This window comes from Anatilimnocola floriformis (assembly GCF_024256385.1).
In the GTDB taxonomy this organism is placed as follows: domain Bacteria; phylum Planctomycetota; class Planctomycetia; order Pirellulales; family Pirellulaceae; genus Anatilimnocola; species Anatilimnocola floriformis.
Genome location: NZ_JAMLFW010000001.1, coordinates 313,291 through 325,417, shown reverse-complemented (window position 1 = coordinate 325,417; position 12,127 = coordinate 313,291). Strand labels below are relative to the sequence as shown.

Sequence of the window (12,127 nt, the reverse complement as noted above, 5' to 3'; positions counted from 1 at the left end):
CCGCCAGCGCGGGTGGGTCCCAGTTCTGAAAAGGGCGGTAACGAATCACGAGCCAAAAACTGCGCGAGCGGAGGGGGAGAAACAGTTGTCGCCAGTTTAGCGGTGATTCCCGGCACGCGGAAGCCGCGAACAAGCCTGAAGCGCCAGCGAAGGATTATCGCGACTCCTTCGGTTGCGCTTATGGCTCGCTACTTCCGACTCGTTGCCTGCCGATGAATTTCTTCCTTGGCTTTTTTTAGCCGCTCGGGCCAGACGAATTTCGGCGCATCCTTGGCATCGTAGCCTTCCATGTGATCGGACAACCGCGTCGTCGGCTTAGTGTAGACAAGTTCCGTGTCGCCGAAGACTTCCTTGCACAGCTTGGCGAGGCCCGGATCATATTCCTCGAGCTCGGTCCGCGTGTTGACGTGGTTGTGATCGTGGTCGTTCTCACGATTGTTGCTGAACCACGACTGCACTCCCTCGGCAAAATACTCGTGATGATTCACCGAGGCGTACTTAGTCTTCCACAGGCCGGCCTTCATCGCGGCGTCGTAACATTCAATCAATCGCTTGTCGAAGGAAGGATCGACGCGCACCAGGCCACGCAAATGAATGTTGTGGGCGAACTCGTGAATGAGGATGTTCTCGGTCGAATAAGGATCGCCGGGATAGCCGAGCAGATTTTCTTCGCCGCAGGAGCAGTAAGGATCCGTCTGACTGCCACCGGTGCCGCGAGCGCGAGCGTCCCAGAAATTCTTGTTGCCGATTTCGGCGAACTCGCGCGGTGCGCGCAGCTTGGAGAACTCCGGCAGATCGGTGGTGAATTCGGCAGCGCCGATGATGCACAGCCGCGAACCACTGTCGATCATCGCCTTCCGCACGTCAGGCCGATTGGCGAGCATCTTGTTGATGAGAAACGCCGCTTCGCGAAGGGCGTAGTCGTTTACTTTTTCGGAAGCGACAATCGGATAGCCGTCGGCAGAAATGAACTTTTTGTAGAACTCCGGCGCTTTCAGCTCGGCGGGTGGCGCGGTGATTTCTGGCGACGCGGCGAACGCAGCCGATGTAAGAACGCAGAAAAAAATCGTCAGCAGGTTTCGCATGATGGTTGCCTAATGAGCTTTGCGGCCGCCCCGTTCGATGCTGCCCGCCGCTTCGCATGCGACCAGGCCGCCGGCAAGTTGCAGGCAGCGTTCGGTGAGGGCTACCGCGCCGGCCCGCAGATCGTCGTTGGTTTTCACATACGCGATGTTATTCTCCATGTCCTCTGCCGACCAGCCACGACTATGAGCGATGAACGGAAACTGCGGCAGGTGAAAACCAAGCTCGCCGAAGAACATCATCATCTGACCGGCCACGGCTTGGATATTGTCCTGGCCGCCGGTAATCACAAAGCCGGCCACCTTGTTTTGAATCAGCACGCGATCGGCAATCGTGATTTGATTTTGAATGCAGTTCATTCGCTCGATCATTTTGAAATAGAGCGAGCTCGGCGCACCCCAACGAATCGACGTGCTGATCAACACCACATCGGCCCAGAAAACGATGGCTTCGTAAACCTGATCGAGTTGATCGGTGGCATCCATCTGCGTAATGGTGCAGGGCCAGGTGCAAGCGCCGGCACTTTTCGAATAGTACCCCTCGCAGTGTTTGAAATTCAGAGCGTTGAGATCGATGTATTTCGACTCTGCGCCGGATTCAGCGGCCCCTGCGAGCGCGACTTGCAGCAGATCTTGCGAGGTGGAATAGCGAGGAAAAGCCTGATTCATCGCCGTGGTCGAGATCCCAACTATCCGCAGCGGCCCCGGCTCGCGTTTGACTTCGCGCGTGAGCGGATGATGCGGATGCGGCGCGTGTTTGCGCTCGGTGACGGCTGCGAGATTCAGAAACAGATCGCCGTTTTCGATCTTCGTTTCGTAAACTGGAACGGCCGAGGGAATGCCGGGCCGGGCGAGGCCGGTCAGCCGATGAAAATGCCAGCTGTGCCACGGACAGACGACATAGTCCTCCTTGCTGAGCGTTCCTTCACCGAGCGGACCGCCGACGTGGTTACACACGCCGCTGATCGCGCCGAATTGGCCGTCGCGAAACGAGAGCGCGATGACGAGCTCACCGATGCGAATTTGTTGCAGCGGAGTTTTTTGAAGTTCTGCAGCGATTCCCAGGCGGTGCCAGGTCGGTTGTGTCGTCATGAAGTTACTCCGCCCTTAAAGAACTTTTGCCTGCGAATATACAACACTTGTGCGAGTTTTCTGAACCTGCCTATTGTCTTTAGTAGTCATCACTTACGAACAAACACCGCATTTTCTACACAACACTTTGGCAGAGAGTGTTTTTCTTATCTTACAAACTACTCCCTGACCCAAACTACTGTCTCGCTCATCACTTGCAACTTACGCGCAGCTCACAAGCCGTTGTTTTCAGCATTCCTCGCACAACAGTCCGCACTACCGTTGCTAACAATCGTCTCCACAATCGCCCAGCCGATAGTAAGTGTGCGACGCTCGCACTTGCGCAGCACTGGCCGCAGGCTATTGTACGTTTGTCCACTTCGCAAATCAAGTACTTTCCGCAACCGCAGCGCTAGGGCTTCTCACCGGTTTCTAAGCGTTGATTGATGCGATCGATGATGCGCGGCAGTTCGGCCAAGGTGGGAATGGCGAAGTGAGCGCCCGCGCCGTTGAGTTTGCGACTGGCACGATCGAGGTGGGCGGCGCGATCGACATCGGGTAGCGTTTGCCATTCGGCAAGCGGGATGCCGACCTCGCTGCCAGTGGCCGTGCAACCGATGCTCCAGCAACCGGCGTTCACTCCTTCTTCGATATCGGGCATCGTGTCGCCCACTTTGACGACGCTCGCCGGCGGATAAACGTTGAGTTCAGTCATCAGTCGAAAGAGCATCCACGGCGCGGGGCGAGCGCTGGGCGTGTCGTCGGCGGCGACGTTGGCATCGGCTTCGAAACCTTCGAGTCGCGCAGCGTCGTAGACGCACTCGGCGACATTGCGGGCGTAATCGGACGTGGTCGCGATCTTCAGCCCGCGCTCGCGGAGCTGCGCGATGACTTCGAGCGCACCGGGCGTGAGTCGACTGTATTGTCGCGTGGCATCGAGCAGCAGCGGGCCGAGGTCATCGTAAATGTTCAGCACGTCGGCATCGTTCCACGGCCGACCGTGCACCATTTGAAATTGTTCGCTGACTTGCGGAATTTGCAGCAGCGACAAGATGTGTTCGTAGTTGTGCAAACCCATCGACCAACGAACCTGCTGAATCGTCAGCATCAGTCGCGACTTGGCAAAGGCTTCGAGAAACGCGCGGGCCGGCGCGAGACAGCCGTAATCGACGAGTGTCCCCGACCAGTCGAAGACGACCAACTGCACTTTGAGACTGCCGGACATTTTGTTTCGGCCGAGATGAGGGGATATCCCGAAGAATTGCCCGCCGTTTTCGCCTGTAGCGGACTTAGTCAACTTATCCGATGAACCTGCGCGCGAGTAGAGTACTCCTCACCTGCGAAGAATCTTCGTAAGGTTTACGTATTCTCGGTGGTATTTGCTTCTATGACGAAAAAATCGGATGAAACGCTCGGCTTGTGGTTGGGACTAATCGGCGTGGCCATTTTTGCGATGACGCTGCCGATGACGCGGTTGGCAGTCGGTCCCGGCAGCGCGCCACAGTTGCCGCCGCTGTTTGTCACGGCAGGACGAGCAGCGTTTTCGGGATTGCTGAGCATTATCTATCTCTGGCTCACTGGCGCGCCGCGACTCAAGCGGCAATACGTTCCCGGTTTGCTGGTGGCAGCCATGGGATCGGTCGTCGGCTTTCCTTTGTTTCTCGGCTTGGCCCTGCGGCAGGTCGATGCGATGCATGCTGCCGTGGTGAGTGGTTTGCTGCCACTGGGAACTGCGATTGTCGGCGCGATTTATTTTCGCCAACGGCCTGCCTTCAGCTTTTGGTTTTGTGCAGTGCTTGGATGCGCGCTGGTGATCGCCTATGCAGCGCTCATGAGTCACAGCGGCTTGACGATCGCCGATGGCTTGCTGTTTCTAGCCATGATGAGCGCCTCGATCGGTTACGTTGGCGGCGCGAATGTGGCGAGGTTCATCTCCGCCGAGCAAGTAATCTGCTGGGTGCTCGTCATCAGCTTGCCGCTGACATTGCCGGTGACGATCGCCTCTTGGCCGCAGGCTGAGGTGCATTACAGCGCGTGGATTGGGTTCACTTACGTCACGCTCTTCTCAATGTGGATTGGTTTCTTCGCCTGGTATCGCGGGCTGGCGCTTGGCGGCACGGTGCGCGTCAGCCAGGTGCAGTTGGTGCAGCCGTTCTTGGCGCTGCTGTTTTGTGTGCCCGTGCTCGGCGAGAGATTGGAGCCGGTGACCGTATTGTTTTCGCTGGCGGTGATTGCGGTGGTGTTTATTGGCAAGCGGATGCCGGCGGATACGAAGACTCACGTAGTCCAACCGAGCAAGGCGGAATGAGATTCGTAGAGAAGGTTTATGATGGAAGTTCATCCCGCAGATGACGACGCGTTGACGCGATACGTTCTAGACAACTACGCGCACCTTCTCACAGAAACTGAACGCACGACATTGCGAGTGTTGAATCTCGAGTTGAAATCCGACAACACGAATTCACCGAATACGAGACACATGCTCGAAAAAGTCGCGGAAAACTTGAAATCGCCAGCCGTGACGGACCTTGTGTCGCAAGATGCGTCTGTTTGCCGACGCACTATTCGTGACCGGTTGCTTCGCGAGCACGGCAACGACATCATTCTGGTAACTTGTCCACAGTGTCAACGACTCGCCAGAACGCCGCGGGCCCAGATGTGCGTCCACTGCGGACATTCCTGGCGCTCCCAAGGAATAACCGATGAGTGACTTCAACTCCCAAAACAACCGTATCGTGTGGGTCGATATTCCCGTGAAGGACCTCGACCGCTCGATTGCTTTTTATAAAGCCGTGCTAGCGAACGATGTGAGCAAAGTCGAACTGCCCGGGATGTCGTTTGCCGTACTCGATCACAAGGATGGCAACGGCGGCTGCCTGGTTCCGAATGAGAATCAGGTTTCTTCGACCGGTGGTGTGCTCGTTTATCTCAACGCCACTGGCAGGATTCGGGCGGCAGCGGCCGAAGTAGAAAAGAACGGCGGGAAGTTGCTGGAGCCGGTTACGTCGATCGGCCCGCATGGTTTTCGCGCGGTCTTTCTCGATTGCGAAGGGAATCGCATCGCGATTCACTCGCAGACGGATCAGTAATGGATCTGGCCGCTAAACTGGCGCAGTGGGGGCCGAGTGGCAACGCGTCGCGGCCGTCGCTCGCCGATGCCGAAGCGTATTGCCGACGGCTGGCGACGACGCATTACGAAAATTTTTCGGTCGTCAGCTGGCTCTTTCCGCGACACTTGCATCAGCACTTGTGCAATGTGTACGCGTATTGCCGTTGGGCCGATGATCTGGCCGATGAAATCGACTCGCCGGCGCACGCGCTGTGCCTGCTCGATTGGTGGGAAACGCAACTCGATGAACCCGAGTCGCGGCATCCGGTGTTCGTAGCGCTGCAAGAGACGATCCGGCAGAAGCAACTGCCGTTGCAGCCGCTGCGCAATCTGCTGATCGCATTTCGGCAGGATCAGCAGCAGCAGCGCTACGGCAATTGGGAAGAGCTGCGCGGTTACTGCCGCAAGTCGGCTGATCCCGTGGGGCGGATTGTGTTGCACTTGGGAGCGAGTGCGACGGCAGAAAACGAGGCGTTCTCGGATTCGATCTGCACGGGGCTTCAACTCATCAATTTCTGTCAGGATGTGCGGCGAGATCTGGAGAAGCATCGGATCTATCTGCCTCGCGACGAGCGAGAGTCGTTTGGCTGGGATGACGAGCGCTGCTATCAATTCGCCGCGCTCAAGCCGCGGCAGCCGGCGCCTGATTCCTTTCGGCAGCTGTTGAAGGTCCAAGTCGAGCGCGCCGAGCAAATGCTTCATGCTGGCGAACCGCTGCTCAAAAAAGTTCACCGCGATCTGCGGTTACCCGTGCGGCTCTTCATCGGCGGCGGTTTGGCGATCGCGGGGGCCATTCGCCAGCAGCGCTATGACGTCTGGTCCCGCCGGCCTGTGGTCAGCAAATTGAGAAAATTACTGTTGCTGGCGAGCGCTTGGTGGCGGGGCTAGGGGATCACCTGGGCTGAGAAACTCAAACTCAGCAGCACCCATCGATCCATACTTTTGAGCCATCGACTGCTTCCCCAGCCCCCAGTTCCCAGCTCTCGGCCCCGCATCTCTTCCCCAGGCCGCAAAGCTTAACGCGCGGACTTGCCGACGCGATTCTTTCTGTTGCACGGACACGCTTCCGCAACCGATACAAAACGAACAGCAGTCCCGCGCCCGTGTCCCTGCGCACCGAGCCAAGTAGCCCGCTATGACAACCATCCATCGCCGCCGATTCCTGCTTTCTGCCGCCGCGACGCTGGCGGCTCCGTGGTGTCTTTCCGCGCTGCCGTCGCCCGTGCTGGCAGACGACATCGTGCAAACGGCGGTGCTCGATTGGCCCGCCCGGGTCATTCAACTGAAGGCCGATCCCGATGAGCTCACGCCGCCGGTCATCACGGCCCTCGAGATTCATCGCGATGGCAAGGTCATCGCGACCGCGGGTGACGATCACGTTGTGCGGATCTACAGTCTGGCCGATGGGAGCCAAGTGCAGCGATTGATCAAGCACGACGACTGGGTCCGAACGATCGACTACAACCGCGATGGGACGTTGCTCGCCACGGCGGGAAATGACCGCCGTATTTTCCTCTGGCCGATCACGGCAGAGATGACCGGCGAAATCACGCCGCGGCAGTTGGCCATCCACGAGAACGCGATCGCGGCGGCGAAGTTTAGCGACGACGGCGCGACATTGGCCGTGGCTGGCTTTGAGCGGACCGTGCGACTGTATCGCGTGAGCGATGGCGAAGTGCTGTGGAAGGCCGACGGTCCTTGCGACGATCTGCGGACCGTCGCGTTTTCTCCCGACCAACGTTCGCTAGCCGTCGCGGGCCGTTGCGGGAGTGTGCGACTGCTGAGCACGGCTGATGGCAAACTGCTCCGCGAATTTGTCGCGCACAAACAGCGCGTGCGAGCCCTCGAGTTTTCTCCCGACGGCAGCTTCCTGGCTTCGGTCGGCGAAGATCGCACAATTCACATTCAACCCCTCAGCGACGGCGCAGTTGGCAAGAATTTGCCCAAGCGCCCGGCGAAGGTCTTGGCTGCGTACTTCTATGCCCCCGGCAAGCTGGCCGCGGCGGGAAGTGACAACAAGGTTCGACTGTGGGACGTGGTGAAGCAGGAAGAGATTGGTCTGCTGACCGGACACAGCGGCAGCGTGGCCGCCCTCGGCGCGCAGGGGAGCGTGCTCGCTTCGGCGGGTTACGACACCACCGTGCGGTTGTGGACGATCACGGAAAACATTGCTGGTGGACCGAAACCGACAACGCCCCGCATTGGCACGATGCCTTTGCAGACGTTGCCGTTGAAGTAGTCGCCTTTCACTCCGTGAAAGGACGCGTCTTTGCCTTGCGACTGCAAGCCGCGAGGCAAAGAGGACAGAGAGCGAACGACAGTTACAGGGAGGTGACTTGTGGGATTGTGGAATCTGCTTTCGATCTGGCGTCGCTCGCTCTGGTCGGCTGATCTACAGGAAGCTGCGCAAAATCGCGAAAAGCCGATCCGCAAAAGTGGCGGCAAGAACGTGCGCTTCGACGAGCCCTCGCGCCGCTGCCGGTTCGAGACGATGGAAGAGCGGCAGATGATGGACGCCGCTCCCATCAAGCTCGGTGTCACCTATCTCGAAGAGGACGGCGGTTCGGATCAGCACGGCGATACTTTCGAAATCATGTTCGAAGGCGGTGCTCCGGGAACGGAACTGACGCGCGTTGTGATCGATACCGACCACGGCCCGAAGGGTCGCAGCGTCGGCGATATGATTTTCGACACCGTGAAAGGTGGCTGGGGCGCTGACTTGGCGTTCCCCATGCAGATTGTTTCGCAATCGGGCATCGACGAAGTGACCTGGACCGTCGAGGACGGCGGCACGAAACTGGTGCTGAATTTCAAAGGCTTTAACGCCGGCGAGAAACTGCGGTTCACGATCGATGTCGACGAAGTGCAGGATTACGATCCGGCGATCACCGACATGGAACTGATCAACGAAGGGATCGATCCGATCGCTTCCGGTGTCGAGTTCCAAGGCTCGATGGCCACCGGTACGTTCAAGGCCGATCACTACTATGACGTGGAAGGAACGCGTGAGTTCCGCAACTTGTACGATCCGCAGTTCGTAGGCTCGACGCTGCTCATCTCGCAGGGAAATCCCAACGGCTTGGCTCAGGACGATTACCTCGGCAAGCGCGACCGCTCGACCGGTGTGATGCTGCCGCTGCAGCAGTTGCCCAAGCCGATCACCATCGCGGGGCGTGTGTTTCTCGATTACGACGCCGACCTGATTCAAGATCCAGGCGACACCGGCATCAACAACGTCACGCTGTCGTTGTGGAAGAAAGTCGGCAACAACTACGTCTTCACCGGTTTGACGACGAAGACGAATTCACTCGGCGATTACGAGTTCGGCGAAGATCTAAAGCTCGAACCGGCCACGTATCAGGTGCGCGAAACGCAGCCCACCGAATACTACAGCGTGGGCGCGATCGTCGGTCAGGTCGAAGGCGCCACCACCGGCAGCCTGGTGAACAACGATCCCGATCAGCTCACCGAAATCGCGATGCCGCTCGGCGATACGCACGGCGTGCATTACAACTTTGCCGAAACGCTGCCGGCGTCGATCAGTGGTTTGGTGCGGTTGACCGACAAGTATGGCAACTGCGAAGCAGCCGGCGTGGCGACGCGGCCGATCGAGGGCGCGACGGTTCTGCTCAAGGACAAGCAAGGCAACATCATCAAGCAGACCGTGACGAACGCGGCTGGCAAGTATGAGTTCACCGGGCTGCGGCCGGGCGAGTACACGATTGTCGAAATCACGCCGCCCGGTTTGATCGACGGCGGTGACCACGTCGGCACGGTCAAAGGCGTGCTGACGGGCGCCGTGGTCGCCAACGACACGATCGATGTTTCGCTCCGCGGCGGCGATCAGGGGATAAACTACGACTTCTGCGAAAAAGAACCCGCGATGGTTTCGGGTTACGTCTATCACGATCGTGATAACGACGGCCAACGCGATCAGGGCGAAGAGCCGATCCCCGGTACCACGATCGTGCTCTTCGATGCCAACGGCACGCAGATCGCCACGACAGTGACCGACGTCAACGGTTTTTATAAATTCACGGGCCTCAAAGCCGACACGTACATGATCGTCGAAACTCAGCCAAACGGCTGGGCCGACGGTAAGGATACGCCCGGAACAGTCGATGGCGTGACGCGCGGCAACGCCCTGACCAACGACAAGCAAAACGGCGTGCAGCTGTACTTTGGCGACAGCGGCATCGAGTACAACTTCGGCGAACTCAAGACCGTCACCTTGTCAGGTTATGTGCACGAAGATCCGATTCGCAACTGCATCTTCGATCCGGGCGAAAACCCGATCGCCGGCGTAACAATCACGCTCTACGACAACAACGGCGTGCAACTCGCGCAGACCGTCACCGACGCCAATGGCTTCTACAAGTTCGAGAATCTCGCGCCCGGCACTTACATGGTGCGCGAGACCCAGCCGAGCAACTACATTCACGGCGGTCAGGAACCGGGTAACCTCGGCGGTAATGAATCGAAGGATGAACTGAGCAACATCAGCATTCCTTCGGGCCAGAATGCCACCGATTACAACTTCTGCGAAATCCTGCCGGTCAGCATTTCGGGTTATGTGCACGAAGACCCGATTCGCAACTGCATCTTCGATCCGGGCGAAAAGCCGATCGCGGGCGTGACCATCACGCTCTACGACGAAAACAACGCGGTGCTCGGCACCACGGTGACCGATGCCAACGGTTACTACCGCTTCGACATGCTCTCGCCCGGCAAGGCCTACACGGTGCGCGAAACGCAGCCGGCTGGGTACATTCACGGCGGTCAGGAGCCTGGCAACTTCGGCGGCAATGAAGCTCGCGATGAGTTGAGCAACATCATCATTCCGTACGGCCAGAACGGTCTCGATTACAACTTCTGCGAGTTGCTCCCCGCCGAGATCAGCGGTTATGTGTGGGTCGATTCGACGAAGAACTGCACGTGGGATGACGGTGAACTGCCGATCGCCGGCGTGACGATCACGCTCTACGACGAGTTCGGCACGTTCGTCGCGCAGACGACGACGAACTCGGCTGGCTACTACCAATTCACTGGTCTCAAGCCGGGCGAATATTCGCTGAAGGAAACGCAGCCAGTTGGCTACTTCCAAGGCTGCACGCATGCCGGTTCGGAAGGTGGCGATGACTCGGTGGATGATAACATCACCGACATCACGCTCGAGAGCGGCGACAAGGGTGTGCACTACGACTTCGCCGAAGTGCCGCCGGCTGCCCTCTCGGGTTACGTCTTTCAAGACGGTGCGCCGATCGCCACCAGCGGCACCACACCGCCGGCGAATCTATATGACATTCGCGACGGCGTGCTGACGCCCGATGACAAACCGATCGGCGGTGTGTTGCTCGAACTCCGCTACACACTGAGTGGTGAAGTCGTCGATCTGGCCGACACGCTCAAGGGGGGCAGTGGCGCTTATCGCGTGACAACCGACGCCAACGGCTACTACCTCTTCGACGGTTTGATGGGTAATAACAACTACACCGTCATCGAAGTTCAACCGCACGGTTACTTCGACAGCAAGGACACGCCCGGAACGACGACCGGCCTGGCCGTGAATGTCGGTACGTTCATCAGTCCGCTGGTGATCGAACGATTTGCCGCGCAAGGCGTCGATTTCAAGTTCGATACGCTGCTACAAATTCCGCTCGCCATCGGTCAGCACTCGCAGCTGAATAACTTCAGCGAAGTGGTGATCACGCCGACGATCATTCCGCCGGTGCCGCCGCGGCCACCACTCACGCCGCCGCCACCGCCGGAATTGATTCCGCCGCCGCCGATCGAGCCACCAATTCTGCTCTTCATTCCGCCGCCGCAAGCGCAAGAGATCATCACTGGCGGCGATGCGGGCTGGACGTGGCACTTAAGCGTGATCGATGCCGGTACGCCGCGCGTCTCGCAACGCAGCACGCGCATTGCCAGCGCCAAGACGATGCGCCCCGCGGCCTTCGTCGAAATGACGCAATGGAAAGCCGATCGTCTGCGCCAAGGCGTGTGGACGATTCACACCGGCGCCGACGACGCACAGTCGGCGCAATTTTCCTTCGGCATTGCTGGCGCGATTCCAGTCACGGGCGACTGGAACGGCGATGGCAAGAGCGAGATGGGCATCTTCTATAAGGGTGAATGGTTCCTCGATCTCAACGGCAACGGCCAATGGGACGAAGGGGATCTGTGGGCCCAACTCGGCGGCCCCGCCGATCGGCCGGTCGTGGGTGATTGGGACGGCGACGGCAAGGATGACATTGGCATCTTTGGCCCCGAATGGCCGCTCGATCAACGGCATCTGGCTCACGAACCAGGCTTGCCTGATCCGGACAACATTCCGAAAGACCTGCGGCAGAAGAACGTGCCGCCGCGGCCGGAAGAAGCGACCGAAGGCGAACGCTTGTTGCAACTATCCCAGCACGGCAACGAGCGCGGCGATCTCATCGATCACGTCTTCCAGTTCGGTGTGCCGACCGATATTCCGATCGCCGGCGACTGGAACGGCGACGGCATTCGCTCGATCGGCGTCTTCCGCGAAGGCCGCTGGCACTTCGATATGGATGGCGACGGCAAATGGTCGAAGCGCGACAAGATCGCGGTCTTTGGTCAGAAGGGCGATCTGCCCGTCGTCGGCGACTTCAACGGCGACGGCATCGAAGAGATCGGCATCTACCGCGCCGGCAAGTGGATCATCGACGTCAATGGTAACCGCGAGATCGACGCCGCCGACTTGGTCTTTGAACTGGGTGGCGCTAACGATCTGCCGGTGGTCGGCGACTTCAACGGCGACGGCGTCGACGAAGCGGGTCTCTACCGCGACGGCGCGGTGCAGGTCGAAACGAGTTTTGAATTGCCGCCGCAGTAAGCG

8 protein-coding genes are annotated in these 12,127 nt (G+C 59.0%); 5 read left to right on the top strand and 3 right to left on the bottom strand.

Going from position 1 to position 12,127, the window contains the following annotated elements; genetic code table 11:
* Window positions 1–188 precede the first annotated feature (188 nt).
* The 3 genes from M9Q49_RS01295 to phnX all read right to left on the bottom strand — a co-directional run bounded on the left by M9Q49_RS01295 (window position 189) and on the right by phnX (window position 3,378).
* Window positions 189–1,085: a hypothetical protein gene (locus M9Q49_RS01295; protein WP_254506799.1), complete on the bottom strand. Its 897-nt coding sequence runs from the start codon at window positions 1,083–1,085 to the stop codon at window positions 189–191.
* A gap of 9 nt (window positions 1,086–1,094) precedes the next feature.
* Entirely contained in the window at window positions 1,095–2,174 is a 1,080-nt protein-coding gene (locus M9Q49_RS01290; RefSeq protein ID WP_254506797.1) for a Rieske 2Fe-2S domain-containing protein, read from the bottom strand.
* 391 nt (window positions 2,175–2,565) lie between these two features.
* Window positions 2,566–3,378 carry a phosphonoacetaldehyde hydrolase gene (gene phnX, locus M9Q49_RS01285; protein WP_254506795.1) on the bottom strand — a complete coding sequence of 271 codons (813 nt, stop codon included), beginning with the start codon at window positions 3,376–3,378 and terminating at the stop codon, window positions 2,566–2,568.
* A gap of 162 nt (window positions 3,379–3,540) precedes the next feature.
* Between phnX and M9Q49_RS01280 the strand changes: the two genes are divergently transcribed.
* The 5 genes from M9Q49_RS01280 (at window position 3,541) to M9Q49_RS01260 (ending at window position 12,124) form a co-directional block, all read left to right on the top strand.
* A complete protein-coding gene (locus M9Q49_RS01280) occupies window positions 3,541–4,461 on the top strand; it encodes a DMT family transporter (RefSeq protein ID WP_254506794.1) in 921 nt (306 codons plus the stop codon).
* Window positions 4,462–4,855: 394 nt separating this feature from the next.
* Window positions 4,856–5,242 (top strand): VOC family protein, encoded by a 387-nt coding sequence (locus M9Q49_RS01275; protein ID WP_254506792.1) that lies wholly within the window; start codon window positions 4,856–4,858, stop codon window positions 5,240–5,242.
* The gene (hpnC, locus tag M9Q49_RS01270) at window positions 5,242–6,150 is read left to right on the top strand and encodes a squalene synthase HpnC (RefSeq protein WP_254506791.1); all 909 of its coding nucleotides are present in this window, start codon (window positions 5,242–5,244) and stop codon (window positions 6,148–6,150) included. The genes M9Q49_RS01275 and hpnC overlap by 1 nt, the downstream gene beginning before the upstream one ends.
* Window positions 6,151–6,397: 247 nt before the next feature.
* Window positions 6,398–7,501, top strand: coding sequence for a WD40 repeat domain-containing protein (locus M9Q49_RS01265; RefSeq protein WP_254506790.1), 1,104 nt, complete (start codon window positions 6,398–6,400; stop codon window positions 7,499–7,501).
* Between the two features lie 99 nt (window positions 7,502–7,600).
* Entirely contained in the window at window positions 7,601–12,124 is a 4,524-nt protein-coding gene (locus M9Q49_RS01260; RefSeq protein WP_254506789.1) for an SdrD B-like domain-containing protein, read from the top strand.
* Window positions 12,125–12,127: the final 3 nt, after the last annotated feature.

Bases quoted from the DNA above. Each gene is read 5' to 3' on its own strand.
- M9Q49_RS01295 (WP_254506799.1), bottom strand. From the start codon at position 1,085: ATGCGAAACCTGCTGACGATTTTTTTCTGCGTTCTTACATCGGCTGCG.
- M9Q49_RS01290 (WP_254506797.1), bottom strand. From the start codon at position 2,174: ATGACGACACAACCGACCTGGCACCGCCTGGGAATCGCTGCAGAACTT.
- phnX (WP_254506795.1), bottom strand. From the start codon at position 3,378: ATGTCCGGCAGTCTCAAAGTGCAGTTGGTCGTCTTCGACTGGTCGGGG.
- M9Q49_RS01280 (WP_254506794.1), top strand. From the start codon at position 3,541: ATGACGAAAAAATCGGATGAAACGCTCGGCTTGTGGTTGGGACTAATC.
- M9Q49_RS01275 (WP_254506792.1), top strand. From the start codon at position 4,856: ATGAGTGACTTCAACTCCCAAAACAACCGTATCGTGTGGGTCGATATT.
- hpnC (WP_254506791.1), top strand. From the start codon at position 5,242: ATGGATCTGGCCGCTAAACTGGCGCAGTGGGGGCCGAGTGGCAACGCG.
- M9Q49_RS01265 (WP_254506790.1), top strand. From the start codon at position 6,398: ATGACAACCATCCATCGCCGCCGATTCCTGCTTTCTGCCGCCGCGACG.